Here is a 25,172-nt window from a genome sequence, read left to right as displayed (position 1 = left end):
GATCGTCCTGCCCGCCGGCGCGAGCGCTTGCCGGTCAGTCCGGCTGGGGGGCGAAGGGATTGCGGCGGGGTGCCCGTAGCTCCCGGTCTGCCGCGCAGAGATAGTTCCAGGAGCCTCCCGCCACCGGGTCCAGGTCCGGCAGCGCGTCGCCCCACCTCGGCGAACGGTCGCCGACCTGATCGAGTTAGCGCCGGTAGACCGCCAACTCGCCGTACCGCGGGCCTTGTCGCCAGAGGGCGTACGGCTGCTCACGGAGCCAGTCGCAGGCCGCGTCCCCCTCGGCGATCAGGTCTGCGGTCGGTGGCAGCACCTCCAGCGGCGCGTCGCTCTGCCGGTTGCCGTACTGCCTGAGGTATGCCAGGTATCCGTCCTCGTCACGGGGATGGGTGAGATGGACGCAGAGAACGGCGACCGGCTCTTCAGCGCGGCCCCCAACTCGGCCCCACGCTGAGCCATCGTGTGCAGGTACTCGTCCTGCTCGTCCTGGGACGGATCGCCGCAGGCGGTGAGAAGCGCCCCGAGGGACAGGGCCAGTGCAACTGCTGCCCAATGCTTCTTCATGGGCGCGCAGCGTATCAACCAGCCCTTATGTCCAAGGAACACGTGCGGGGAGCGGCGTGGTGGGGCGGGCGGGGTTCGAACCCGCGACCGAGGGATTATGAGTTAGATTTCCCGCGTGATCGCCAGTCCGAAGACGTGTTGAGGGGTGCCTATCTGTCCTGGTGGGCACCCCTCACCGTGGTTCCCCAACTAGCCCCGTGACGATCAGTCCGGAGGCGTCCGGGCTCACACCGCGCTCACGGCAGGCCCCCACGCCGGCCGGCTGAGTGCTCTCAGCCGCCGTGAGCTCCGCCTCGCCGTCAGGCTCGCTCGACCTCGCGCAGCATCAACGCGAGGCTCTGTGACCGCCGCTCGGCCGGAAGCGCGTCCCAAGCCCGCCGGGCGTACATGACGCCGCCAGCCTTGTCGCCGGCCTTTGCCATCGTCAGCCCCCGATGTAGCTCGATGTGCGTCGCGAAGCGCGGGAGCCCTGCCGGCCGTGTCCGGTCGGCCTCCTCTCGAGCCTCGCTTCCAGGTTCCGGCATTCCCAAGCGGGCGTACAGCATGCTACGGAAGGTCGCCATACGCCATGGCGGAACGGCGGTGTCGGAGATCTCGCCGTCCGGCGACGCGACGTGATCGAAGACGCGCCGCGCTTCGGTGTCAAGCGCAATCGCGTCGGCCTGGTCGCCGCGCCCCGCCGCGACGTGCGCGCCGGCCATGAGGGCTTGGACGCGGCCGAGCGAGGGCCGGTCGGACAGGGCTAGGGCCTGGTCGGCGTACCGCCGGGCCGTTGGAAGCGCCGCACCTTCGTAGGCGAGTGCGATAGCTGCCCTGCCTCGAACCCATACGCGGACTCCAAGGTCGTCGGACCGGTCCGCCGCCGTTGCCGCTAGGTCGTACCAACGGATCGCTTCAGCCGGGTTCGGTGTGGTTTTCCCATAGGTGACCAGGGCTCGCGCGGCGTGCGACCACATGTGCGGCGTGTCGAGGTGCTGTTGAAGGATCACGAGGTCGTTCGCAAGTCTGACTTGGAGAACGGCCGCTCCTACAGCCATGTAGTCCCGGCCGTACTGGTCAACCCGCTCGCGCCAGTCTTCCTCGGCCCCTCGGCCATCAAGTGCGGCGGTGAAGCCAGCACGGATGAGTTCTCCAGCCACGACCGGACCCACGACGCCGGCTGCCAGTCCGAGTACTTGTCGGCGGTTCACGTCACCCTCCCCGAGCGCCCGCGCATAGGCGAGCACGATGTCAGGGGTCGCGGCCCTCCGTCCTGCCTCCACGTTGCTCAGGTGCGAAGCCGAGTAGCACGAGCGGGCCGCCACCGAGGCCAGCGTCACGCTGGCCTCGGTACGAGCCTGCCGCAACTGCGCGCCAAGGTCGTCCACGGGGTCCCCCTGTTGAAAGCCTCTGAAAGCATCGACCTCCTTCCGAGCGTAGTCCGTTGATTGCAGGCTGAGACCAGACGGCCGACGCGACGGGAGGTAGAGGAACGTGCCTCGATGGAAGTGGTTTCGGCGCAAGCAGAACCCCGGAGATGTATCAGAGCGCTCGGCGCGTGCGCAATGTAGCGGCCTACATGTCGGCCGCGTCCGTTCAGCGCCCGGCTGGAACGGTCCCACTTTGCTGCTAGATGATCGGCCCTTGTTGACGCGGGGTGGCATGTGGCGGGCTGATCAGGCCAGCCGCCGGTCATGTGGAGATCGGCGGTGAACGTGGAAACGCCGCTGCCCGAACCCCCGTTCGCCGTGATGATGGCGGGCTTCGTCGTTGACTTCCATCACCGCAACGTGTGCTCTCGGTGCCAGTCAGACGGCAGTTGTGCTCGGCTCAGTCGCGCTGGCGAAACGCTGCTGGTGTGGAGAGCCAGGAACGGGCAGACGGCCGGCTCGGTGCCGGCGCGTACCGCTGCGGAGTACGCGCCGGCTCGGCCGCCGGGTCGCCTGTCTCATGAGGGCGGCGGGCGGCGGTGACCCTTTCTGTGGTGGCCGCGCTCGCCGCTCCTCAGCGCCTGGAGGCGGTCACGCCAGAGGTGGTGGCGGACTCACGCCGGGTGTTGGGGCGTGCTCTGGCGGAGTCGCGGCGGTCGGCGGGGGTGACACAGGAGCGGTTGGCGCTCCTGGTGCGGCGGTCGCGCAGCAGCATCGCCAACGTCGAGGTAGGGCGCCAGATCGCGCCGCGTGAGTTCTGGATGGCCTGTGACGTGGCGTTGGGGTGCGAGGGTGCGTTGCTGGCCGCGTGGGGCCGCACGGACGCTCTGGCGCGTCGGCTGAGGGAGCAGAAGAAGGAAGCGCAGATTCGTTACTTGCTCGCCCAGCCGTCTCCTGGATGTGTCTGTCGGGAGCTGCATCGGCTGTTGGCGGAGTCGGGGTGGTCGTCGTGACGCGCCGGCCGCATACGCCGCTTCGGCCGATCTGGCTGTGTCGTGCCTGCGGCCATCCATGGCCGTGTGGGGACGCGAAGCTTGCGCTCTTGAGTGAGTACGAACGGAACAGGGTGAGCCTGTTCGTGTACCTGGCCGGGACGCTGGGTGATGCGGCGGACGACCTCGCCAAGCTGCGCGCCGACGTGCCGAGTGCGAACGAGCTGTTCGATCGCTTTTTGGGGTGGCCGAAGTTACAAGAGAGGGAGCGAAGCTAGGCCAACCAAACAGGCTGAACGCGATTTCACCGCCGGGTCCGATTTCGCCCGTGCGGCAATTCCGCCTTGCATACATTTATCGATGTTGATGGATGTCAGTAAAACGACAAATCATTGATTGACCGTTCTGCATGTCGCAAGAATTCTCACGACCGCATTCACCGGCAGTTTTTGTGAGAGGAGAAAGCGTGAACATCCGTAGTCTCAGAAGGGGCGGCGCAATCGTCGCCGGCCTTCTCGCTGTCGTGCTCGGCGTCACGGCGGTGGAAGCTCCGGCGGTGGCCGGCGCGAGCGGGAAGAACACCTACGACGGCGCTCAGAAGGTGCTCGCGCCGTGCACCGGGCTGGCCATGCAGCAGAAGTCGCCGGAGTGGGTCTGCACGAGCGCCGGCCTGGCCAGCACCCGCCGCGACGCCAACGGCACCCCCGTCACCACCTTCACGCCCGTCGCCGCCACGACCGTCCCGGCCCCCGACGCGGTGTCGGTTCTCGCGGACGACTACGACACCTGGTGCGAGAGCAGCGGCACCTGTCACCGCATCATCGATCCCTCGCGCTTCATCGGGGAAACGAAGGGCAACGCCGTCTACGGCAACAGCAGCGGCGTCATCGGCAGCTTCGACGTGATCATCCGCAACAGCCTCCAAGGTCGGCGCGGCCGGTGGACCGTCTCCTTGATCTGGGACCTCGGCCCGTCGTTGACGTTCAGCGACTCCTGGATCAACTGCTACGAGGTGATCGACAACTGGCCGGACGCTGACTGCGGCGACCACGCTCTCTACCCGGGCCGGATCAGTGGCACGAATTGGCGCTGGAACAGCCCCCTCACCTACGGCAACTTCCTGGTCAACCCCAGGGCGTTCGCAAGGTTGAGGTATGTCCGTTCTAGGTGAGTCCGAGTATTTGTAGGGATCGGTGTGGGTCTCGGCTGTTTCGGCGCAGGGTTGGTGCGATCGAGGTGGCGCCGCTGAGGCGGAGCATGCTGATCGCGGTGTTGCGGAGGGTGGCCAGGGCGCGGGGCGCGTTGCCGGTGCGTAGCCGGCCGGCGTCCTCGCGGTAGGTCGTGTCGCGAATGTGGTGAAGGACCTCGATGGCCCAGTGTCCGCGTAGCCAGTTGGCCAGGTCAGCGGGACTGGCCGCGGCTGCGGTCAGGCTGGTGATCGCGTACACCGTGACGGTGGACCAACCTCCGGTGAGCGGGTTGTGTCGGCGGCGCCGGATGCGCAGGGCCTGGGCCGCGTGGGGGAAGTCCAGCGCGAGCGGCCCCAGACAGGTGACCGCCTGCAACTGCCGGATGTCGTAGCGGCCGTGCCCGCGCTCGCGGGTGGCGTCCAGGGTGGGGATCTTCCCCCAGGGCAAGGCCTTGACCTGCCGGTACAGCCGTGGCTGATTGCGCTTGACGACGAAGACGTAACCGGCATGCTTGTCCTCGACCAGCCAGCGGGCATGCTCGCGCTGGGTGTGCAGCGCGTCCGCCGTGATGACCGTCCCGGCCAGGTCCAGGCCGTCGAGCAACGGCTGGAACCGGCTGATCTCATTCGTCTTGCCATCGACGTCGATCTGCGCCAGGACGATCTGCTCGGCCTGGTCCAACGCGGCCAGCAGGTGCACCTGAGACCCGGCCGGGCCGCTACCACGCAGCGTCTTACCGTCAACGGCGATCACCCGCCGGCCCCGCCCGGCCAGACCGGCCCGGCCCAGCAGCCAGCGACCCACCGCGGCATCCAACGCGTCGGCGTCGATACCGGCCAGCACCCGACCCAGGGTGCCGTCATCAGGCACCCGCCGGGCCCCGGTCAAAGCGTCGCGGACCGCACCGAGACGATCCCACACCACGTCCGGCAGATCCGCAGCCCACTCCACGATCTCCACGACCCGGCTGGATCCCGAGAGCACCGCCGCGATCGCCATCGCGAGCAGCCCCGGCAGCGAATAGATCCGACCTCGGGCATCACGCGGGTCCGGAACCTCGGCAAGAACCTGCAGCAACCCCGGCGTGTCCCGCTCCGACAGCGGCGACACACCACCCAGACGTGCGGACAACCCGCCGATCAACGATGATGCTTCCACGAGCGCGGTCCTTCTCGATCATCCAGTCTAGACACCTGAATGATCACCAGAAGGCCGCGCTCTCCTACGTACCCGACGGAACCGGCGTGGCTACCCCACAACCGGCAATCCGGTCATCTCGCTACCTTGCGAACGCCCTGTGGTCAACCCCAAGCCGTACTACGCGGCCTTCAACACCGACTTCACCCCCGGCGGCTACTCCGTGCGCACGCTGCCCCCGCTGGAGACGGCGCGCTTCAAGTGCTACGGGTCGACCGCCGACCCCTGCAAGTTCTGATCCTGTCCGGTCCGAAGTCGTACCATCACAGGTGAATGCGGATGTGTGACCACGGTCCCGACCTCTCCCCGGGGAGGCCGGGACCGTGCCGTAGCAAGCCCCCGAGGAGCAGCATGGGCGACACCAGCGCCGCACCGAACGCCTGGGACACGGCCGCGCCGTTTCCCGGTTCACCGCCGGACATCACCGAGCGCCGCCACGCCATCCACACTCCTGATGGCAGGTACTGGGAGCTGAGCGTTTCCGGCTGGGATGCCATGCTCGGCTACCTCGCCGACCCCTCCACCCTGGCCCGGCTCCCTGAAACCCGGCAACACCAAGTGGAGGTGAAGATCATCAACCGCGCCGGAGAGCGTACGTTCTTCGAGCCGCGCACGGCCGATGACCAAGAGATCATCGATGAGGCCGCGAACTCGTTCCTACGCGATGTGGGATTGCCGGAGCGGCCGGCTGGCTATCGCTGGTTCCAACGCCTACCCGACGACCTCACCGTCAGAGACATCGATGAAGCGGTCTACGAGGCAATCAAGCACCTACCCCTCGACCACCACCCCGCCGAGGCGGTGCCGGCCATCCGTGCGGCTCTCGCAGAGCTGTACAGCGGCCGATGAGGCGGCGACGGGGCCACCGTGACCGACATGGGTGAGCCTCGAAGAGTGCAGCGCCACTGGAACCCCGAGCTGACGGAGGCGGCACCGGAGCAGCGTATCGGCGTCCCTCGTCCGGGCCACGGCACCATCTATGTGAGTCTGAGCGGGGCCGGTGAACGGGAGCGTCACACGGTCTGGAGCGCTACGTGGGTGGACCCCTTCGACGAGGCTGGCGACACGCGGAGGCTGTTGGTATCGCTACGCGGGAGGGCAGCCGGGAGGAGGTCTTGTCCTGGGTCCGCGCTCAACCGGCGGCAACCTTGCTCCTGGCCGATCCGGATGAGGTGTGGGTGCCTCTGCCCGCGAATGATGATGACGTGCTGCTCCACGAACCCGAGCATCGGTTCATGCGCCGTCGGCGACCGGGTGACCCTGACGGGCCGACCGTCTCATGAGGCGCCTGCAAAAAATCTTGAAGGATTTTTGTTGATCAAGGCACTTTTTCGCGATTCGCGGTCCCTTCTTGGTAGGTGAAGGCTCCTGTGCACGCGGCGAGGTATCAGCCGGGAAGGAGGGAAGATCACCGACGCCGGTCGTGCGCCTTCGGAAGGAAAGGGCTCGATCCTGGCGGGCATCGCGGTGCCCTGCCACGACACTCGGGGGCAAGCCGGCTTGCCGGCGCGGCAGCACCTCGAAGCCGGCCGCGGTGATGCCGGCAGCATCGGCGGGGGCGGGTAGTCGGGCGGCGTGGTCCTGGCGGTGCTCGCCGTAGGGCTCGCGGCGGTCGGCTCGTGGCGGCTGTCCGTCGTGCACTCGGATGAGCCGGGGTCGGCGTAGCGCGGCGGCGGGGTCGGCCCTGCCTGGTGGCGTCATGCGTGGTGCTCTGGTCGTCTGTGGTGCGTCCTCGCTTCCCTCTGGGGCGGGGCGGGGGACCGGCCGCCAGGCCGCAGCCCCCGACCCCGCCCACGCCCTCTCCTCCCCTTCCTCCCTCTCGCGGGATCGGCCTTGCCGATCCTGCTTCTTGACCAAGTAGGGAAACTCGTACGCAACCCGCCTGGCGGCCTTGGTGCTACCTGGCGGACGGCCGCCCTCCTGGGTCTGGACCAAGTAGGGAAACTCGTACGCAACCCGCCTGGCGGCCTTGGTGCTACCTGGCGGACGGCCGCCCTCCTGGATCTGGCCCGGACTCCCCGGACAAGCGCTTCCCCGCTCCTCTCGGCCGTCGTCCGTGGGTGCTCCGCCGGGCCGGCCCTACCTCGAACCCGTCACGCCGCAACGCCTCGTGCGTGGAGCGTGGCGTCCGCCTGCTACCCCTTGGAGACGAACATGACCGCCACGACTGGCACCCCTTGGACCATCGAAGCGATTCGTGCTCTCGGCGTCACGACGGACGTGGAAACCGCCGGCGCGATTCTCGGTATCGGCCGCAGCAAGGCGTACGCACTCGCCAAGCGCGGGAAGTTTCCCGTTCGAGTGCTGCGCGTTGGACGAAACTACGTCGTGCCGGTGCCGGAGATCCTGGAACTACTCGGCGTCCGAGCTGTCACTTGACTTTGGCCGCCCAAACAGGTGTGTAGCGGCCCGACAGCACATCGTCAACGATGACGGCAACAATGCCGGACGGTGTGAGGTCGGGCCGCATCGCGATCAGTTGCTCAACTTCGCTGCGCGTCAGCCTGATCTTGACCTGCTGGTCCCGCTTCTCGTCGTTGGGAATCGGCGGCAGGCCCTGAGCAGCCTCGACTACCCGGCGTCGTCGCATAGCGTGCCCTCAATTCATCATCGACAGAAGTGGTACCATCATAGATACCACTTCCCCTCTAGGAGGAGTCTTGCGAGGATCAGTGTTCCGTCGCTGCGCTTGCCGCGATCCGCAGACCGGCAAGCAGTACGGGCAATCCTGCCCCAAGCTCACTCAGCGCCGTCACGGCACCTGGGGCATGCGCCAGGAGCTGCCGCCGACCGCTGACGGTGAGCGCCGCACGTTCCGCCGCTCCGGCTACGCGTCGGCAACGGAGGCTCAAGCGGACCTGGATGGCGTCCGCGCGCTGCTGGCCGTTCCTGACACCGATGACGTCGACGGCCGCCAGCGCATGGGAGACCTGTTCGAACGGGCGGCGTCCAACCGGGAACCGCTGCCGGACTTGGAGGAGACGCGCCGCAAGTTCCGCAGCGGTCAGTCATTGACGGCGCGCATAACGGTCGGGGAATGGCTCGACACGTGGATTGCTGGCCGAAAGATCCGCCGTAATACGCTCGACCGGTACGGCCGGGATATCCGGCTACACCTCAAGCCGCACATCGGGGACGTTCGCTTGGACCGGCTGCGTGTTTCGCACCTGTCGGAGATGTTCAACGCAATCGTTGAACGAAACATCGAGATTGAGGAGGCGAATGCTCTGCGGCGTGCGGCACTCGACGAACTGAAGGCGCTCAAGGGTCGTGACAGGCGTCGTGCCGCTCGTGCTGCCATTGCGGAGATGCCGCCGTTTCGGCGTACGGTCGGCCCGACGACGCGGCGGCACATCCGGGCGACGCTGAGGGCGGCTCTGAACGACGCGGTCACGCAGGAGCTGATCACGTTCAACCCGGCGGCCCATGTCGAGCTTGACCCTGTGCGCCGCCCGAAGGCCCTGGTGTGGACAGACGAGCGTGTTGCGCGGTGGCGTGCTACCGGCGAGCGGCCGTCGCCCGTCATGGTGTGGACCCCCGAGCAGACGGGGGCGTTCCTCGACTTCATCGCGGATGACGAGCTGTACGCGCTGTTCCACCTGATCGCGTTGCGCGGGCTGCGCAGAGGTGAGGCGTGCGGCCTGCGGCCCGAAGACCTGGACCTCAAGGGCGGAACCGTGACGGTCGCCACGCAGCTCGTGGAGATCGGTGGGGAGATCGAGGAGAGCGAGCCCAAGAGCGATGCCGGAAACCGCATCGTCGCTCTCGACGCCGGCAGCTTGAAGGTGACGAAGCGTCACATCAAGCGGCAGCAGAAGGCCCGGGAGAAAGCGAGTGCGGCGTGGGTGGAGAGCGGCCGTCTGTTCACCCGTCCGACCGGCGCGTGGGTCGAGCCGGACTGGCTGTCGGACTACTTCGATCGGCTGGTGCGCCGGTCGGGTCTGCCGCCGATCCGCTTGCACGATCTACGGCACGGCGCTGCCACGATCGCTCTCGCGGCAGGCACGGAAATGAAGGTGGTCCAAGAGATGTTGGGCCACTCCTCGATCTCGCTGACCTCCGACACCTACACCTCGGTCCTGCCGGAGCTGGCCCGTGAGGCGGCCGAAGCAGCCGCCCGCCTGGTGCCTCGCCAGCGCTCCAAGCGCCCCGCCGGGCTCACCTCGGGCACACAACACCCCTCTCCATCGGCATCGAACAATGGAAAGGATCGCAAAACCAGCAAGAAGCAGCAGGTCAAGCGTTTTTCCTAGTGGTGGGGCGGGCGGGGTTCGAACCCGCGACCGAGGGATTATGAGTCCCCTGCTCTAACCGGCTGAGCTACCGCCCCGTCACCGCGCCGGATCGTAACCTGCCGATCGATCCCCGGCCACCACCGACCCGGCGGCGACGTCGGCCGCGACAGCACGGTGGGCAACGCGAGGATAACAGCGGGCATCCGACCGACACGCGCCGGAAAGGCTCAGGAACGAAGCTCGTCCAGCACCGCGCCGGCGGTGCGCCACCCGCTGGCGAGCGCGCCCTGGATCGACGGGCTGTCCCGGTGGTCGCCGGCCACGAACAGGCCGTTGCCGAGCGCGACCGGCTTGCGCAGCCGGTCCTGCGGCGGCGGGGCGGCGGGCAGCGCGTCCGGCACCGTGACGGTGGTCAGGTGGGTCCAGTCGGCGGTGGAGCGGCCGTAGAGGCGGTCCAGCTCGCGCCGGATCACCGGCTCGGGCGGGGCCTGCGGGCCGACCACGGAGGTGGCCACCAGGTGCTGGCCGTCCGGCGCGTACGTGGGCGCGGCCTTGCTGATCACCACCGTGTTGGCGACCAGTTCCCGCCGGTCGCCGTCGAGCAGCAGGATCGGCTCGTCGAGCGGCGCCGAGTCGGTGCGGTGGTAGTAGGTGGTGTAGGCGTGCATGCGTACCCGGTCGATCGTCGGCAGCAGCGTGGCCGCCGCCGGCGGGTCGGCGGCGACCACGACGGCGCGGCAGGTGATCTCGCCGGCCTCGGTGCGGACCCGGCCGGGCGCGACAGCGGTGACCGGCGTGCGCAGGGCGATCAGCTCGGCGGGCAGCGGCGCGGCGACGGCCCGGGGCAGCGCGCCCATCCCCCGCGCGGGCAGGCCGATCCGGCCCCGGGCGAACGAGCGCAGGATGACCGCGAACACGTGGCTTGAGGTGGCCAGCTCGCGGTCGAGCAGCACGCCGCTCAGGAACGGCCGGAGCAGTTCCTCGGTGATCGCGGCGGAGAGCCCGGCCCGGCGCAGCGCCGTCTCGGTGCTGGTCTCCGGCGCGCTGAGCAGCCGTCCGACGGGCACTGTGGCGCAGGCGGTGGCGAGCGCGGCCAGGCGCAGCCGGTCGCGCAGCGACCCGACGCCGGCGGTCAGCGCGCCGGGCGCTCCGGTGGGTTCGCGCAGCGGGTTGACCAGCCGTGCCAGCCGGTCGCCGCGGCGCACCAGCACGCCTGAGGTGAACCAGCCCAGGTCGAGGGTGTCGAGGTCGAGCAGCGCGCCGAGCCGGGGGTAGGCGGTGTTGAGCACCTGGAAGCCCCGGTCCAGCAGGAATCCGTCGACCTCGTCGGTGGCGACCCGCCCGCCGAGCCGGTCGCCGGCCTCCAGCAGCCGCCACGGCACGCCGGCGCGGTGCAGCCGGCGGGCGGCGGCGAGCCCGGCCAGGCCGCCGCCGACGATCACCACGTCGGTGTCAGGCACCGTCCGCCCCCGCTCCGGCGCGGTCGCCGTCGCGGTGCGACTTCGACAGCCGGCTCGGCCACCACACCTTGGGCCCGATGTCGTACGCGAGCGCGGGCACCAGCAGCGAACGGACCACGATGGTGTCGAGCAGCACTCCGGCGGCGACCGCCACGCCCAGCTCCACCAGCACCACCAGCGGCAGGACGGCGAGCGCGGAGAACGTGGCGGCGAGCACGATGCCGGCGGAGGTGATGACGCCGCCGGTGACGGCCAGGCCGGCGAGCACCCCGGCCCGGGTGCCCCGGCGCACCGACTCCTCGCGGACCCGGCTCATCAGGAAGATGTTGTAGTCGATGCCGAGCGCGACCAGGAACACGAACGCGAACAGCGGGAAGGACTGGTCGACGCCGGGGAAGTCGAAGACGTACGTGAAGAGCAGCGCGCAGAGGCCGAGCGTGGCCAGGAACGACAGCACCACGGTGGCGATCAGCAGCACCGGGGCGACCAGGGCGCGCAGCAGCAGCGCCAGGATGATCGCGATGACCAGCAGCACCACCGGGATGATGACGTTGCGGTCGCGCACGGACGCGTCGGCGGTGTCGACGTTGATGGCGGTGAAGCCGCCGACCACGGCGTCCGCGCCGGGCACCGCGTGCACCGCCTCGCGCAGGTCGCGGATGGTCTGTTCGGCGCCGTTGCTGTCGGGCGGGTCGGCGAGCGTGACGTTGAGCTGCACCCGGCCGTCGACCACCTTCGGCGGCACGTTGGGGTCGGGCGGCGCGTTCTGGCCCTGCTGGCCGAGCGGCGCCACCGAGGAGACGCCCTTGACGCCCTGCGCCACCTGGGCGACCCGCTGGGCGGTGGCCTGCGCGGTCAAGATGGTGGCCGGGCTGCCGGTGCCGGCCGGGAAGTGCCTGTCGATGACCTCCTGGCCGGCCACCGAGTCGGTGCGCTGGGTGAAGAGCTGGGACTGGCCGAGGGTGGTGGCGCCGAGCTGGGTCACCCCGATCGCGAGGGCGGCCAGCACCACCGCGGTGACGATCCAGACGGTACGCGCGCGGCGCGCCACGAAGCCGGCGATGCGCCCCCAGATGCCGTGCTCGGTGCGCGGGTCGGCGTCGTCGTGCCGGGGCCGCCGGGGCCAGAAAGCCCACCGGCCACCGAGCACCAGCAGCGCGGGCAGGAACGTCAGCATCACCAGCAGCGTGGCGGCGATGCCGACGGCGCTGACCGGGCCGAGCGCGCGGTTGGAGTTGAGGCTGGAGAGCAGCAGGCAGAGCAGGCTGACGATGACGGTGGCGCCGGAGGCGATGATGGCCGGGGCGGCGCCCTTCCAGGCCGCCCTCATGGCGTGCCAGGGGCGCTCGTGCCGGTGCAGTTCCTCCCGGTAGCGGGCGATGAGCAGCAGCGCGTAGTCGGTGCCGGCGCCGAAGACGAGCACGGTGAGGATGCCCTGGGCCTGCCCGTTGAGCTTGACCACGTCGTGCTTGGCCAGCAGGTAGACGGCGACGGCGGCCAGCGAGTATGACATCCCGGCGGCCAGCAGCGGGAAGACCCAGAGCACCGGGCTGCGGTAGACGATCAGCAGGATGACGAGCACCACGACCAGGGTGACCAGCAGCAGCGGCCCGTCGATGGCGGAGAACACCTCGATCAGGTCGCCGAGCAGGCCGGCCGGGCCGGCCACGTCGACGCTGAGCCCGTCGCGGTCCGGGCCGGCGATGCCGCGCAGTTGGTCGACGACGCTGCGGATCTGTTCGCCCTCCGCGCTGTCGATCGGCACGATGATCTGGGCGGCCTGCTTGTCCTGGCTGACGATCGGTGGGGGCAGCGGGCCGATCACGCCTGGCACCTGGGCGAAGCGGGCGGCGTCGCCCTGGATCCGCTGCTGGTCGGCGGGCGTGATGCCGCCGGCGCGCTCGTAGACCACGAGCGCCGGGGTGGTCTCCCGGTCGACGAAGCCGGCGGAGAGATCCTGCGCGCGGGTGGCCTCGGCGTCGGCGGGGAGGAAGGAGGCGTTGTCGTTGGTGGCGACGTCACCGAGCTTGCCGGCGTACGGGCCGGCGACGCCGCCGACGATCAGCCAGCCGAGCACCACCGCCACCGCGATCAGCGTCGCGGTCCAGCGGCTGCGTCCTGCGGCCATCTCCACCACCCTCGAATCGACGCATCAATCGACGCAGCGGGAGTCTAAGTCGACCCGCACCATCCTGCCGTCCGAAACGGCGGTCGCGGGCGGAAATCGGGCGGGACCGGCGGCGAGGAACGCCCGCCGGTGGGGCCGGCGGGCGTGAGGTGGAGCGAAGCTCCCCCGATTGGACTCGAACCAATAACCTGCCGGTTAACAGCCGGCTGCTCTGCCAATTGAGCTACAGGGGACCGTGCACCGCCCGGCTCGATCACTCCGTGCCGTGCGACGGGGAAAAGAATACAGGACATCGGGGGGTGGTGCGCCAGTGGGTTGCCGGCCCCCCAGAATCGGGACAAATCGTCATCTCGGCACAGGGAGGTATGAGCCGAGAGGAGGATGGGTAGTTAGCCACCAACAGAGTTCAGGTACGGAAGGAGCCGCCATGCGCGGAAAGATCATGTTTCTTGGCGGGCTGGCAGCGGGATTCGTCCTGGGCGCCCGTGCCGGCCGGGAGAAGTACGAGGAGCTGGTGGTCCGCGGGCGTAAGGTGCTCGACCACCCGACCGTCCAGGAGGCGGCCGGCGTCGCGCAGGCCCAGGCGACCCGGCTCTACTCCGAGGGCAAGGACAAGCTCGGGCAGAGCAAGCTCGGCGAGAAGATCTCCACCGGCAACGGCAGCAAGTCAGGGCTGACCGACGCCGACAAGCCGTTCGCCGGCACGCCGGCGGCCGTCGGCAGCAAGACCGGCACCACCGGTACGAGCGCGACCGGCTCGACCACCACCGGCACCAGCACCAAGCCGAACGGCACCAGCAGCACCCTCTGACGTCAGCGGACAGCGGGCCGGACACCCTCGGGTGACCGGCCCGCTCCCGTGTGCCCACCCCACGCGTTCACGCCGCCGTGACGGCGGTGTGGCACATTCTCCGGTGGGGAGGTGGACGATCACATGGCGATGGTCGGACCGGAGACCGAGGATCAGGCGCGGCTGCTGCGGCTGCTGCGCGACGACGGCCCCCGGTCACGGGTGGAGCTGGTGGACGTCCTCGGGCTGCCCCGGGCCCGGTTCGCCGCCGAGGCGGACCGCTTGACCGAGCTGGGCCTGGTGGAGACCGCCGGACCGGCCGCGTCCCGGGGCGGGCGCCGCTCGTCGCTGCTGCGGATCGGCGCGCAGGTGCGCTTCGGCGCGGTCGCGCTCGGCGCCGGCCGGCTGCGGGTCGCGCTCACCGACGGTGAGCTGAACCCGCTCGCCCGCCTCGACGAGCCGGTCGACGTGCGACTCGGTCCGGAGCCGGTGGTCGGCCGCGCGGTCGAGCTGCTCGGCAAGCTGCGGGCCGAGGCCGGGCTGGCCCGGCTGACCGGCGTCGGCGTGGCGCTGCCCGCACCGGTCGCGGTCCGCGACGGCTTCCCCGTGTCCCCGCCCGCGCTGCCCGGCTGGCACCGGTTTCCGGTACGCGACACGCTCGCCGCCGAGCTGGGCTGCCCGGTGCACGTCGACAACGACGCGAACGCCATGGCGCTCGGCGAGCGGCACGCCGGCACCGGCCGCCCGTTCGACGACTTCCTCTACGTCAAGCTCGGCGACGCCGTCGGGTGCGGGCTGGTGCTCGGCGGTTCGCTCTACCGGGGCGCGGCCAGCGGGGCCGGCGACATCGGGCACCTCCAGCTCACCGAGGACGGGCCGCTCTGCGGCTGCGGCAACACCGGCTGCGTCGAGGCGTACTGCGGCGACGCCGCCCTGGTGCGGGAGGCGGCGACGGCCGCGCGGGCCGGGCACTCGACGGCGCTGGCGGACCGGCTCGCGGCGGCCGGTGCGCTGACCGTCGCCGACGTGGCCACGGCGGCGGCCGAGGGCGATCCGGCGGCGCAGACGCTGGTCCGCGACGCCGCCCGCCGGCTCGGCCAGGTGCTCGTCAATCTGGTCAGCTTCGTCAACCCGGCCATCGTCATCATCGGCGGCGCGGCGCCCGGCATCGGGCCGGTCCTGCTCGCCGAGATCCGGGGCGTGGTCTACCGGCGGTCCACGCCACTGGCCACCGGCAGCATGCCGATCGTCCTGTCCGACCTGGACGACCAGGCCGCCCTGATCGGCGCGGCCCGCCTGACCAGCGACCAGGTCTTCACCACCCGCTGACCGCGCCGCAGGGGCCCCGCCGGCAGCACCCGCGTCGCCGGCAGCACCCGCGCTGAACCGGACGTTGACGCCCTCCACGCCGGTCGGTTGGTGACCCGTTTACGCCATCAAGGTTGCAGGCGACCACCGGAGACCCGTGTCGCCCGAGCGGCGTCAGACCGACCAACGCCAGCCGACCGCCGCCCGCCGACCGACATCAGCCCGATCGGCGCCGGGCAGGGAGCGGCACGGGCAGGCGTCAGTCGCGGCTGCTGAAGGCGGCGTCGAACGCCGCGCTCGGGGCGTCGAAGGCCAGGCGGCGGACGAACTGGAGCGCCTCGGGCGCGCCGACCAGGCGGTCCATGCCGGCGTCCTCCCACTCGATCGAGATCGGGCCGGCGTAGCCGATCGCGTTCAACGCCCGGAAGCAGTCCTCCCACGGCACGTCGCCGTGGCCGGTGGAGACGAAGTCCCAGCCGCGTCGCAGGTCGGCCCAGGGCAGGTGGGAGGAGAGCCGGCCGCGCCGGCCGTCGCCGGTGCGGACCTTCGCGTCCTTGCAGTCCACGTGGTAGATCCGGTCGGCGAAGTCGAAGATGAAGTTGACCGGGTCCAGTTCCTGCCAGACGAAGTGCGACGGGTCCCAGTTGAGCCCGAACGCCTCCCGGTGGCCGATCGCCTCCAGCGTGCGCTTCGTGGTCCAGTAGTCGTAGGCGATCTCGCTGGGGTGCACCTCGTGCGCGAAGCGCACGCCCACCTCGTCGAAGACGTCCAGGATCGGGTTCCACCGGTCGGCGAAGTCCTGGTAGCCGCGCTCGATCATGGCGGGCGGCACCGGCGGGAACATCGCCAGCGTGTGCCAGATCGACGACCCGGTGAAGCCGACCACGGTGCGTACGCCGAGCTTCGCCGCCGCCAGCGCGGTGTCCTTCATCTCCTCGGCGGCCCGGTGGCGCACCCCCTCCGGCTCGCCGTCGCCCCAGATCCGGGCGGGCAGGATGTCCTGGTGCCGCTCGTCGATCGGGTGGTCGCAGACCGCCTGCCCGACCAGGTGGTTGGAGATCGTGAAGACCTGGAGGTTGTGCTTGGCCAGGGTCTCCCGCCTGCGCTCGACGTAGGAGTCGTCGGCGAGCGCCTTGTCGACCTCGAAGTGGTCGCCCCAGCAGGCGATCTCCAGGCCGTCGTACCCCCACTCGGCGGCGAGCCGGCAGACCTCGTCGAACGGAAGATCGGCCCACTGGCCGGTGAAGAGCGTGATCGGTCGCGCCATTGTCCTTCTCCCCTGTCATGGTGGGGGGATTCCGTTGCGGACCGGGGCGAGGGTGACCGGGGGACGGCGACGGCTCGGCACCGGTGGACGCCGGAGCGTCTGCGCCCGACGGGTTGCGCCTCCCGACGGGCCACCGGCCACCTCGCGGTCGCCGTCCCCACTCTATGGCCTACCTCACGGCAGGGTCCAGCGCTGGTTGGCGGCGCCCGTGCAGGTCCACAGGTGCACCGCCGTGCCGTCGGCGGAGTTGTTACCGGACACGTCCAGGCACTTGCCGGACTGCGGGTTGCGCACCGTGCCGTCGGCCTGCGCCGACCAGTTCTGCGCACCCGTGCCGTTGCACGTCCAGAGCTGGATCTTCGTGCCGTCCGCGCTCGCCCCGCCGGAGACGTCCAGGCACTTGCCGAGCGCCTTCACCGGCCCGTTCGGCGTCACCGTCCAGGTCTGCGCCGTCGACGAGTTGCAGGTGTAGAGCTGGATCTGGGTGCCGTCGGCGGTCGCCGCGTTGCGCACGTCGAGGCACTTGCCGGCCAGGCCCCGCACCGGGCCGGTCCCGCCGGTGCCGCCACCACCACGGACCAGCGTGAAGTCGTCCACGTCGAAGAGCCCGGACCCGCTGCCGGTGAACGTCAGGTATACCGTCTGGATCCCCGACGGCACGCCGCTCAGCGCGGTGGTGACGTCGGCGAACGTGGTCCAGCCGCCGGTGTTGGGCACCGCCACCTGGCCGAGCACCGGGCCGGTCGGCGAACCCGTGCGCACCTGGATCGTGCCGCCCGGTCCGCCCGAGACCACCCGGGCCCGCACCGACGTCACCCCGGTCAGGTCCAGGCCCTGGTACGCGGCCCAGTCGCCCGGGTCGACGTACCCCAGGGTCTGCCCGCCGTTGGCCCCGGCCTTGGTGAACGCGCTGACGCCGCTGGCCGCGCTGAACGACTCGGCCTGCACGGTGGTGTTGCCGCTCGGCGGCGGGGTGCCGCCCAGTTCCTTGATCCGGATGTTGCGGAACGACGCGTCGTCGCCGGTGCCGTGGTTCTGGATGCCGACGTGCCCGGCGAGCGACCGGACCGGGTCGGTGTTGGTGAAGTCGTTGATCCGCACGCCGTTGAGGAAGACCTGGAGCCGTTCGCCCTCGACCAGGATCTCGTAGGTGTTCCACTCCCCCGCCGGGTTCAGCGCCGCGTCCCGGGCGGCCAGGTCGGCGGACTTGAACCCGTAGATCGCCCCGGTGGTCTTGTCCGCCGAGTCGGTGGGGTCGATCTGCACCTCGTAGCCGTTGTTCACGGCCGAGTTCGGGTCGCTCGACGGCGGGAAGCCGACGAACACGCCGGAGTTGTCGTCGCCGGCGAGCCGCCAGTCCAGCTTGAGCGAGTAGTTGGTGAACTGCTTCGCGCTGTACCAGTAGAGGCCCATGCCGCCGACCGAGGTCAGCGTGGCGTCGGCGTTGGTGAAGCTGCCCGGCCCGGCCTGGGACCAGCCGGTGGTGCCGCCGTCGTAGAGCGCGGTGTAGCCGGTCTCCGGCCGGCAGTCGGCCCTGGTGCGCCCGGCGGCGTAGCGGATGCCGCCGAGCAGGTGGGCGCGGAACGCGGGCTCGGCGTACGACGCCTGGGTGTGCCCGCCGCCGGTGTAGAAGGACCGGCCGCCGCCGTAGGACTTGCACCAGGCGTGCGGGTGGTCGCCACCCATCGAACCCCCGCTGTACGAAGACTCGTCGAGGCTCGCCAGCACGTGTGCGGTGGAGCGGGCGTTGGTGCGGTAGTCGTACCACTCGTCGGTGCGGTTCCAGCGTTGTGGCAGGTGCGCGGTGGCCGCGTGCGCCCGGTCCTCCACCTTGACGGTGGCCGGCTGGATCGCCGGGTGGGACGCGAACCAGGCGCCGACCAGGTTGCCGTAGAACGGCCAGTCGTACTCGGTGTCGGCGGCGGAGTGCACGCCCACGTATCCGCCGCCGGCGCCGATGTACGACTCGAACGCGGTCTGCTGGGTCGCGTTCAGCACGTCGCCGGTGGTGTTGAGGAAGATCACCGCCTCGAAGCGGGCCAGGTTGGCGGTGGTGAACTGGGCGGCGTCCTCGGTGGCGGTGACGGTGAAGTTGTTCGCCGCGCCGAGGTCGCGGACGGTCTGCGTGCCGACCGCGATGGAGTCGTGCCGGAAGCCGACGGTCTTCGAGAAGACCAGCACGTCGTACGGGGCGTCGGCGGCGCTCGCCGGGGTGGCGGCGCTGGTGGCGGCGACGGCTGTCATCGCCACCAGCGCGATACGGAGGAGTCTCATCGTCGTTCTTCCTTCCCACCTCACGGCAGCGTCCACTTCTGGTTGGCGGCGGCCGTGCAGGTCCACAGGTGCACCGGCGTGCTGTCGGCGGAGTTGTTGCCGCTGACGTCGAGGCACTTGCCGGACTGCGGGTTGCGCACCGTGCCGTCGGCCTGCGCCGACCAGTTCTGCGCGCCGGTGCCGTTGCACGTCCAGAGCTGGATCTTCGTGCCGTCCGCGCTCGCCCCGCCGGACACGTCCAGGCACTTGCCGTACGCCTGCACTGTCGAGTTGGGCGTCACGGTCCACGTCTGCGCGGCGGTGCCGTTGCAGGTGTAGATCTGGATCTGGGTGCCGTCGGCGGTCGCCGCGTTGCGCACGTCGAGGCACTTGCCGGCCAGTCCCTTCACCGGCCCGGTCCGCACGGCCGAGGTGGTGAACGTGAACGCGTCCAGGTCGTAGAGCGCCCCGGTGCCGCCGGCGAACGTGAGGTAGAGCGTGGTGGTGCCGGCCGGCGGGTTGGTGAGGGCGCCGGTGACCGTGGTGAACGAGTCCCAGGCGCCGGTGACCGGGACGGTGGCCGAGCCGAGCACGGTGCCGGTGGCCGAGCCGGCCCGCACCTGGAGCGTGCCGCCCGCGCCGGCCGAGGAGACCCGGGCGCTGAACCCGGTGGCGTCGGCGAGCAGGTACGGCTGGAACGCGATCCAGTCGCCGTTGTGGATGTCGCCGACGGTCTTGCCGCCCTCGGCGGTGCCCTTGTCGAACGTGTTGATCCCGGACGAGGTCTTGAAGTGCTCGGCCTGCCGGTGCCGGGGCTGGAGCGTGTGCTGGGTGTGGGTGGTGAGGCCGCCGGAGTCGGTGTACTCGGCGTCGAAGATGGCGAAGATGTTCGCCGCGTCGTCGTGCTCGCCGTCCACCGGGATGGCTATCGTGCCGGTGCAGCCGGTCGCCGAGGTGATCTGGTGGCCGTGCTGGTCGTGGCCGAGCACGTAGGTCATCTTGACCTTGGTGCAGTCGATGGTGGCGTCCTCCGGGTCGGTGACGGTGATCCGGAACGGGACCGTGTCGCCGAAGGAGAAGAGCTTGCCGTTGCCGGGCGTCTCGATGACCACTGTCGGCGCGGTGTTGCCGACGGTGATCACCACGCTCGCGGTGCCGGTGGCGCCCTGCGGGTCGCGGACGGTCAGCGTGGCGGTGTAGCGGCCGTTGGCGGTGTAGGTGTGCGACGGGTTGGCCGCGGTGGAGGTGCCGCCGTCGCCGAACGCCCAGGAGTAGGTGAGCGCGCCCCCCTCCGGGTCGGACGAGCCGGCCGAGGAGAACGCCACCGCCAGCGGCGCGGCGCCGGAGGTCCGGTCGGCGGCGGCCCGGGCCACCGGGGCGCGGTTGCCGCCGCCCAGGTAGTCGAAGCGGTAGAGCGCCGAGTTGGCGTCGCCGTTGAAGTAGCCGGTGCCGTAGTCGAGCACGTAGTAGGCGCCGTCCGGGCCGAACGCGGAGTCCATCACCTGCTTGCCGGTCCACGGAAACGCGTCGATGGTGCCGGGCGAGCCGTCGGCGTTGAGGTGGATCGGCTTGATCCAGCCGCGCCCGAACTCGGTGGCGAAGAACTGCCCGTCGAAGGACTGCGGGAACTTGGTGGTGGACGGGTTGGCCGCGTCGTAGCGGTAGACCGGCCCGCCCATCGGCGACTCGGAGCCGCCGCCGAACTCGCTCGGGGTGCCGGCGTCGCCGCCGTAGCGGATCCAGGCCGGCTTGGCGGCCGGCAGCGTCGCCAGGCCGGTGTTGCGGAACGAGTTGTTGGTCGGCCCGCCGGTGCAGTTGAACTTCGCGCCGGCCGTGCCGGTGGCGAAGTCCCACTCGGCGTACGTCTCGGTGGCCGTGTTGGTGCCGGTGCAGTACGGCCAGCCGTAGTTGCCGGGCCCGGTGACCCGGTCGAACTCGACCTGCCCGGACGGGCCGCGCGCCGAGGTGGTCCCGGCGTCCGGCCCGTAGTCGCCGACGTAGACGATGCCGGTGGCCTTGTCGACGCTCATCCGGAACGGGTTGCGGAAGCCCATCGCGTAGATCTCCGGGCGGGTCTTCGCGGTGCCGGGCGCGAAGAGGTTGCCGCTGGGGATCGAGTAGGTGCCGTTGGCGTTGACCTTGATCCGGAGGATCTTGCCGCGCAGGTCGTTGGTGTTGCCGGCGCTGCGCTGCGCGTCGTATCCGGGGTTGCGGTTGGCGCGCTCGTCGATCGGGGCGTAACCGGCGGAGTCGAACGGGTTGGTGTCGTCGCCGGTGGAGAGGTAGAGGTTGCCGGCCGCGTCGAAGTCGATGTCGCCGCCGACGTGGCAGCAGAGTCCTCGGTCGGCCGGCACGTCGAGCACGTCGACCTTGCTCGCCTGGTTGAGCGTGAAGTCGGCGTTGAGCGTGAACCGGGAGAGCCGGTTGACGCCCTGCCAGGCGGAGAAGTCGGTGCCGGTGGCCGGCGCGTCCCCGGCCGGGGTGGAGAGCGGCGGCGCGTAGTAGAGGTAGATGTGCCGGTTGGCGGCGAAGCCGGGGTCGACGCCGACGCCCTGCAACCCCTCCTCGTCGTGGGTGTAGACGGCGAGGGTGCCGACGACCGTGGTGACGCCGGCCGCGTCGGTGCGGCGCAGTGTGCCGTTGCGGGCGGTGTGCAGGACCGAGCGGTCGGGCAGCACCGCGAGCGACATCGGCTCGCCGGTCTCGGCGACGCCGCGGGCCAGCTCGACCTGCTGGAAGTCGCTCGCCGGGATGGGGTGGGCGGACGCCGGGACGGGCGTCGCGGCCAGGGCGACCGTGCCGGCGGTGGCGGCGAGCAGCAGCGCCGCGCCGGCGGCCAGTCGTCGTCGGGCGGGTGGGTGGTGGGGGTGGCTGGACATGCCGTGCAGTCCTTCCTGACGCGCGCAGCCAGGATCGGGCGCGCGTCGCGCCGGATGCCGAAAGGGGGGAGCTGGTGCTGGGCACGACATTAAAACCTTTCGATCGGCATGTCCATAGCTTCTGATCGATCGGAAGCTACTTTTGACGCGGATCGACAAAAGTTAGGCCGGCGAGGTGGAGCAGCAGCGCCTTCACCTCGGTCGCCTCGACCCGCTCCCGGGCCGCCGCCGGGTCGGAACAGAGCAGCACCGGCCCGTCCGCCGGGTCGGCCGGCAGCCGCCCGTGCGAACCACGCACCGCCCGCGCGCCCGCGTCCAGCCCCACCACGCTCATCAGGTAGCGCATCCCGAGCTTCTTGCGGGCCAGCGCCACCGCCGCCCGGCGCTTCGCCGCGCCCGGCGCGGCCGGGTCGAAGAACAGCTCGGCCGGGTCGTAGCCCGGCTTGCGGTGGATCTCGACCAGCCGGGCGAAGTCGGGCGCCCGCGCGTCGTCCAGCCAGTAGTAGTAGGTGAACCAGGCGTCCGGCTCGGCCACCAGCACCAGCTCACCGGAGCGGGCGTGGTCCAGCCCGTACCCGGCCTGCCCGGCCGCGTCCAGCACCTCGGCCACACCGGGCAGCGCGGCGCAGAGCTTCGCCACCGCCGGCACGTCCGCCGGGTCCCGCACGTAGACGTGCGCGACCTGGTGGTCGGCCACCGCGAAGGCCCGCGACGTCCACGGTTCCAGGTATTCCATCCCGGCCTGGGTGTGCACCCGCAGCAGCCCCTCGGCGCGCAGCATCCGGTTGACGTCCACCGGGCGGGACACGTCGGTGATGCCGTACTCCGACAACGCCACCACCGTGGCGTCGCGCTCGCGCGCCGCGTCCAGCAGCGGCCCGAGCACCGCGTCCAGCTCCGCCGCCGCGACGGCGGCCCGCGGCGCGGACGGGCCGAAGCGTTGCAGGTCGTAGTCGAGGTGCGGCAGGTAGACCAGGGTCAGGTCGGGGGCGTGGTCGGCGAGGATCCGCTGCGCGGCCCGGCTGATCCACGCCGAGGACGGCAGCCCCGCGCCCGGCCCCCAGTAGCTGAACAGCGGGAACACCCCGAGCGCGTCGGTGAGCGTGTCGTGCAGCTCCGGCGGGTCGGTCCAGCAGTCCGGCTCCTTGCGCCCGTCGGCGTGGTAGACCGGACGCGGCGTGACCGTCCAGTCGACGTCCGCGCCCATCGCGTACCACCAGCAGACGTTCGCCACCCGGTAGCCCGGCTCGACGCGGCGGGCCGCCTGCCACACCTTCTCGCCGCCGACGAGCGCGTGGTGCTGCCGCCAGAGCAGCACCTCGCCGAGGTCCCGGAAGTACCAGCCGTTGCCCACCACGCCGTGCCCGGCGGGCGGCTCGCCGGTGAGGAAGGTGGCCTGCGCCGAGCAGGTCACCGCCGGCAGCACGGTGCCCAGCTCGGCGGCGAAACCGGCATCGGCCACCGCGCGCAGCCGCGGCATGTGCGCCAGCAGCCGCGGCGTCAGCCCGACCACGTCGAGCACCACCAGCCGCCGGCTCATGAGGACACCCCCACCCCGACAGCGCCCAGCTCGTCGCGGGCGAAGGCCAGTTCGGCGGCGATGCCGGCGGCCAGCTCCGCGTCGCCGCGCGGCCGCCGCGCCTCCGGCAGCACACCCCAGGTGTACGTCTCCACGTCGAGGTGGTCGCAGCCGGCGGCCGGTCCGGCGTACAGCGCGGCGAGGGTGGCCCGCAGCACCGGCACGGTCGAGCGCAACGGTTCCTCCGGCGGGGCGTGCAGCGGCACGTGGTAGTGCACCCGCCACGCCCCCGGCAGCCGCGCGTCCAGCGCCGCCTCCAGGTCGTCGGCCGCCCACGCCGGGTCGGCCGGGTCGGCGGCGCCGGCACAGCCGGCCGCCCGGGTCTGGTGCAGGAACCTCGGCTCGACGAAGCGGCGCAGCGCCTCGGTCGCGCCGGCCGGGTCGGGCGCCTCGACGGCGGCCGACACCTGCACCTTGACCACCGGCAGCCCGGCGTCGCGCAGCCGGGCCAGCGCCTCGACCGGCTCCTCCCAGGCGCACGCCAGGTGCGCCAGGTCCAGGCAGATCCCGAGCCACTCCGGGTCCACGCCGGACAGGGCGGTGGCGGCCTGCCCGGTCGACTCGACCAGGCAGCCGGGCTCCGGCTCGAACCCGACCCGGACCGTCCGGCCGGTGTCGAGGCGCACCGCGGCCAGCCCGGCGGCGAGCGCGTCGAGCCGACGCCGGGCGGTGTCGGCCCGGTCCGGGCCCCACGGCGTGCGCCAGGCCAGCGGCAGCGTCGAGATCGACCCCCGGGCCGCGTCGTCGGGCAGCAGGTCGGCGAGCACCCGGGCCAGGTCCAGGGTGTACGCGAGGCGCTCCGGCGTGGTCCAGTCCGGCCGGTAGACCGCGCCCTTGACCACCGGCGCCTGGAACGCCGCGTACGGGAAGCCGTTGAGCGTGACCACCTCCAACCCGCGTACGGTCAGCTCGTGGCGCAGCCGGCGGCGGGCCGCCGGGTCGGCGGCGAGCGCGGCGGCCACCGGCGCGGCCAGCCACAGCCCCAGCCCGAGCAGGTCGGCGTCGAGTCGCCGGCGCACCGCGACCGCGTAGGTGTCGAGCTGGGCGAGGATGCCCGGCAGGTCCTCCGCCGGGTGGACGTTCGTGCAGTAGCCGAGGTGGACGGTGGTGCCGTCGGCGTGGCGCAGCCGCATCACGCGCCCCCACGCAGGATCGAGTTGCCGGCGAACGTGGCGGCCGGGTCCTCCAGGTCGGTGAGGTCCAGCCGGCCGGACTGGCCGTAGAACTCCACCGGGTTGCGCCACAGCACCCGGTCCACGTCGTCGGCGTCGAACCCGGCGGCCAGCATCGCCTCCCCGGTGGCCCGGGTCAGCAGCGGGTCGGAGCGCCCCCAGTCGGCGGCCGAGTTGACCAGCATCCGCTCCGTCCCGTACGCCTTCAGCAGCTCGACCATCCGCGGCGGCGACATCTTGGTCTCCGGATAGATCGAGAAGCCGAGCCAGCAGCCGGTGTCCCGGACCAGCTCCACGGTCACCTCGTTGAGGTGGTCGATCAGCACCCGCCCGGGTGCGATGCCCGACTCGGCGACCACCGCCAGGGTGCGCTCGACGCCGCGCGCCTTGTCCCGGTGCGGGGTGTGCACCAGGGCGGGCAGGTCGTGCGCGACGGCCAGCGCGAGCTGCCCGGCCAGCGCGGCGTCCTCGGCCGGGGTCATCGCGTCGTAGCCGATCTCGCCGACCGCCACCACGCCGTCCTTGTCCAGATAGCGGGGCAGCACGTCGAGCACCGGGCGGCAGCGCGGGTCGTTGGCCTCCTTCGGGTTCAGCGCCACCGTGGCGTGGTGCCGGACACCGAACTGCCCGGCCCGGAACGGCTCCCAGCCGACCAGCGAGTCGAAGTAGTCGACGAAGCTCTGCACGCTGGTGCGCGGCTGGCCCAGCCAGAACGCCGGTTCGACCACCGCCCGCACCCCGGCGGCGGCCATCCGCTCGTAGTCGTCGGTGGTCCGCGACGTCATGTGGATGTGCGGGTCGAAGATGCGCAT

21 protein-coding genes and 2 tRNA genes are annotated in these 25,172 nt (G+C 71.1%); 9 read left to right on the top strand and 14 right to left on the bottom strand.

The annotated features are described in order from the left end of the window. Positions 1-184: 184 nt before the first annotated feature. Positions 185-310: a hypothetical protein gene (locus O7618_RS01840; protein ID WP_278104200.1), complete on the bottom strand. Its 126-nt coding sequence runs from the start codon at positions 308-310 to the stop codon at positions 185-187. A gap of 550 nt (positions 311-860) precedes the next feature. Further along, positions 861-1,928, bottom strand: coding sequence for a helix-turn-helix transcriptional regulator (locus O7618_RS01835; RefSeq protein WP_278104199.1), 1,068 nt, complete (start codon positions 1,926-1,928; stop codon positions 861-863). A 596-nt stretch (positions 1,929-2,524) separates the two neighbouring features. On the opposite strand from O7618_RS01835, the gene O7618_RS01830 reads away from it, so the two are divergent. From O7618_RS01830 to O7618_RS01820, 3 genes are all read left to right on the top strand, one after another. Then, a complete protein-coding gene (locus O7618_RS01830) occupies positions 2,525-2,923 on the top strand; it encodes a helix-turn-helix transcriptional regulator (RefSeq protein ID WP_278104198.1) in 399 nt (132 codons plus the stop codon). Beyond that, the gene (locus O7618_RS32155; RefSeq protein WP_347405406.1) at positions 2,920-3,180 is read left to right on the top strand and encodes a hypothetical protein; all 261 of its coding nucleotides are present in this window, start codon (positions 2,920-2,922) and stop codon (positions 3,178-3,180) included. The genes O7618_RS01830 and O7618_RS32155 overlap by 4 nt, the downstream gene beginning before the upstream one ends. A gap of 188 nt (positions 3,181-3,368) precedes the next feature. Continuing rightward, positions 3,369-4,073 carry a hypothetical protein gene (locus O7618_RS01820; RefSeq protein ID WP_278104196.1) on the top strand — a complete coding sequence of 235 codons (705 nt, stop codon included), beginning with the start codon at positions 3,369-3,371 and terminating at the stop codon, positions 4,071-4,073. Here O7618_RS01820 and O7618_RS01815 read toward each other — a convergent pair. Then, positions 4,066-5,250, bottom strand: coding sequence for an ISAs1 family transposase (locus tag O7618_RS01815; protein ID WP_278104195.1), 1,185 nt, complete (start codon positions 5,248-5,250; stop codon positions 4,066-4,068). The two genes, O7618_RS01820 and O7618_RS01815, sit on opposite strands and share 8 nt — an antisense overlap. Positions 5,251-5,389: 139 nt before the next feature. Between O7618_RS01815 and O7618_RS01810 the strand changes: the two genes are divergently transcribed. The 3 genes from O7618_RS01810 (at position 5,390) to O7618_RS01800 (ending at position 7,668) form a co-directional block, all read left to right on the top strand. Further along, on the top strand, positions 5,390-5,527 hold the full coding sequence (locus O7618_RS01810; protein WP_278104194.1) for a hypothetical protein: 138 nt from the start codon (positions 5,390-5,392) through the stop codon (positions 5,525-5,527). Between the two features lie 113 nt (positions 5,528-5,640). Continuing rightward, positions 5,641-6,138, top strand: a complete 498-nt coding sequence (locus O7618_RS01805) for a DUF5956 family protein (protein WP_278104193.1) — start codon at positions 5,641-5,643, stop codon at positions 6,136-6,138. A gap of 1,305 nt (positions 6,139-7,443) precedes the next feature. Then, complete coding sequence (locus tag O7618_RS01800) at positions 7,444-7,668, top strand: helix-turn-helix domain-containing protein (protein WP_278104192.1); 225 nt, start codon at positions 7,444-7,446, stop codon at positions 7,666-7,668. Here the strand turns inward: O7618_RS01800 and O7618_RS01795 are convergent. After that, on the bottom strand, positions 7,661-7,879 hold the full coding sequence (locus tag O7618_RS01795) for a hypothetical protein (RefSeq protein ID WP_278104191.1): 219 nt from the start codon (positions 7,877-7,879) through the stop codon (positions 7,661-7,663). The two genes, O7618_RS01800 and O7618_RS01795, sit on opposite strands and share 8 nt — an antisense overlap. A 70-nt stretch (positions 7,880-7,949) precedes the next feature. Here O7618_RS01795 and O7618_RS01790 point away from each other — a divergent pair, with 70 nt between their 5' ends. Further along, the gene (locus O7618_RS01790) at positions 7,950-9,542 is read left to right on the top strand and encodes a tyrosine-type recombinase/integrase (protein ID WP_278104190.1); all 1,593 of its coding nucleotides are present in this window, start codon (positions 7,950-7,952) and stop codon (positions 9,540-9,542) included. Here the strand turns inward: O7618_RS01790 and O7618_RS01785 are convergent. The 4 genes from O7618_RS01785 to O7618_RS01770 all read right to left on the bottom strand — a co-directional run bounded on the left by O7618_RS01785 (position 9,543) and on the right by O7618_RS01770 (position 13,345). Further along, positions 9,543-9,619: transfer RNA gene (locus tag O7618_RS01785), tRNA-Ile, on the bottom strand. It abuts the gene before it with no gap. Positions 9,620-9,751: 132 nt separating this feature from the next. After that, positions 9,752-10,984, bottom strand: a complete 1,233-nt coding sequence (locus O7618_RS01780) for an FAD-dependent oxidoreductase (RefSeq protein WP_278104189.1) — start codon at positions 10,982-10,984, stop codon at positions 9,752-9,754. Next, positions 10,977-13,112, bottom strand: a complete 2,136-nt coding sequence (locus O7618_RS01775) for an MMPL family transporter (RefSeq protein WP_278104188.1) — start codon at positions 13,110-13,112, stop codon at positions 10,977-10,979. The genes O7618_RS01780 and O7618_RS01775 overlap by 8 nt, the downstream gene beginning before the upstream one ends. Positions 13,113-13,272: 160 nt before the next feature. Beyond that, positions 13,273-13,345, bottom strand: a tRNA-Asn gene (locus O7618_RS01770). Positions 13,346-13,539: 194 nt separating this feature from the next. On the opposite strand from O7618_RS01770, the gene O7618_RS01765 reads away from it, so the two are divergent. Then, entirely contained in the window at positions 13,540-13,923 is a 384-nt protein-coding gene (locus O7618_RS01765) for a hypothetical protein (protein ID WP_278104187.1), read from the top strand. 123 nt (positions 13,924-14,046) lie between these two features. Continuing rightward, the gene (locus tag O7618_RS01760) at positions 14,047-15,231 is read left to right on the top strand and encodes an ROK family transcriptional regulator (RefSeq protein ID WP_278104186.1); all 1,185 of its coding nucleotides are present in this window, start codon (positions 14,047-14,049) and stop codon (positions 15,229-15,231) included. 238 nt (positions 15,232-15,469) lie between these two features. Here the strand turns inward: O7618_RS01760 and O7618_RS01755 are convergent, their stop codons facing one another. The 6 genes from O7618_RS01755 to O7618_RS01730 all read right to left on the bottom strand — a co-directional run bounded on the left by O7618_RS01755 (position 15,470) and on the right by O7618_RS01730 (position 25,172). Continuing rightward, on the bottom strand, positions 15,470-16,477 hold the full coding sequence (locus O7618_RS01755) for a sugar phosphate isomerase/epimerase family protein (protein ID WP_278104185.1): 1,008 nt from the start codon (positions 16,475-16,477) through the stop codon (positions 15,470-15,472). A gap of 174 nt (positions 16,478-16,651) precedes the next feature. Continuing rightward, on the bottom strand, positions 16,652-18,751 hold the full coding sequence (locus O7618_RS01750; RefSeq protein ID WP_278104184.1) for a ThuA domain-containing protein: 2,100 nt from the start codon (positions 18,749-18,751) through the stop codon (positions 16,652-16,654). Between the two features lie 20 nt (positions 18,752-18,771). Further along, positions 18,772-21,609, bottom strand: coding sequence for an RICIN domain-containing protein (locus O7618_RS01745; protein ID WP_278104183.1), 2,838 nt, complete (start codon positions 21,607-21,609; stop codon positions 18,772-18,774). A 136-nt stretch (positions 21,610-21,745) separates the two neighbouring features. Beyond that, positions 21,746-23,149, bottom strand: coding sequence for a nucleotide pyrophosphatase/phosphodiesterase family protein (locus tag O7618_RS01740; RefSeq protein WP_278104182.1), 1,404 nt, complete (start codon positions 23,147-23,149; stop codon positions 21,746-21,748). Then, complete coding sequence (gene eboE, locus O7618_RS01735) at positions 23,146-24,321, bottom strand: metabolite traffic protein EboE (protein ID WP_278104181.1); 1,176 nt, start codon at positions 24,319-24,321, stop codon at positions 23,146-23,148. Before eboE ends, O7618_RS01740 begins: the two co-directional genes overlap by 4 nt. After that, positions 24,321-25,172 (bottom strand): TatD family hydrolase, encoded by an 852-nt coding sequence (locus O7618_RS01730; protein WP_278104180.1) that lies wholly within the window; start codon positions 25,170-25,172, stop codon positions 24,321-24,323. The genes eboE and O7618_RS01730 overlap by 1 nt, the downstream gene beginning before the upstream one ends.

Source organism: Micromonospora sp. WMMD980, assembly GCF_029626035.1.
GTDB lineage: Bacteria > Actinomycetota > Actinomycetes > Mycobacteriales > Micromonosporaceae > Micromonospora.
The sequence above is the reverse complement of the archived record's forward strand: the minus strand, read 5'-3'. Positions and strand labels throughout refer to the sequence as shown.

Excerpts from the sequence above, each read along its gene's own strand:
- O7618_RS01805 (WP_278104193.1), top strand. The coding sequence starts at position 5,641 with ATGGGCGACACCAGCGCCGCACCGAACGCCTGGGACACGGCCGCGCCG.
- O7618_RS01800 (WP_278104192.1), top strand. The coding sequence starts at position 7,444 with ATGACCGCCACGACTGGCACCCCTTGGACCATCGAAGCGATTCGTGCT.
- O7618_RS01795 (WP_278104191.1), bottom strand. The coding sequence starts at position 7,879 with ATGCGACGACGCCGGGTAGTCGAGGCTGCTCAGGGCCTGCCGCCGATT.
- O7618_RS01775 (WP_278104188.1), bottom strand. The coding sequence starts at position 13,112 with ATGGCCGCAGGACGCAGCCGCTGGACCGCGACGCTGATCGCGGTGGCG.
- O7618_RS01765 (WP_278104187.1), top strand. The coding sequence starts at position 13,540 with ATGCGCGGAAAGATCATGTTTCTTGGCGGGCTGGCAGCGGGATTCGTC.
- O7618_RS01760 (WP_278104186.1), top strand. The coding sequence starts at position 14,047 with ATGGCGATGGTCGGACCGGAGACCGAGGATCAGGCGCGGCTGCTGCGG.
- O7618_RS01755 (WP_278104185.1), bottom strand. The coding sequence starts at position 16,477 with ATGGCGCGACCGATCACGCTCTTCACCGGCCAGTGGGCCGATCTTCCG.
- O7618_RS01750 (WP_278104184.1), bottom strand. The coding sequence starts at position 18,751 with ATGAGACTCCTCCGTATCGCGCTGGTGGCGATGACAGCCGTCGCCGCC.
- O7618_RS01745 (WP_278104183.1), bottom strand. The coding sequence starts at position 21,609 with ATGTCCAGCCACCCCCACCACCCACCCGCCCGACGACGACTGGCCGCC.
- O7618_RS01740 (WP_278104182.1), bottom strand. The coding sequence starts at position 23,149 with ATGAGCCGGCGGCTGGTGGTGCTCGACGTGGTCGGGCTGACGCCGCGG.
- eboE (WP_278104181.1), bottom strand. The coding sequence starts at position 24,321 with ATGCGGCTGCGCCACGCCGACGGCACCACCGTCCACCTCGGCTACTGC.
- O7618_RS01730 (WP_278104180.1), bottom strand. The coding sequence starts at position 25,172 with ATGCGCATCTTCGACCCGCACATCCACATGACGTCGCGGACCACCGAC.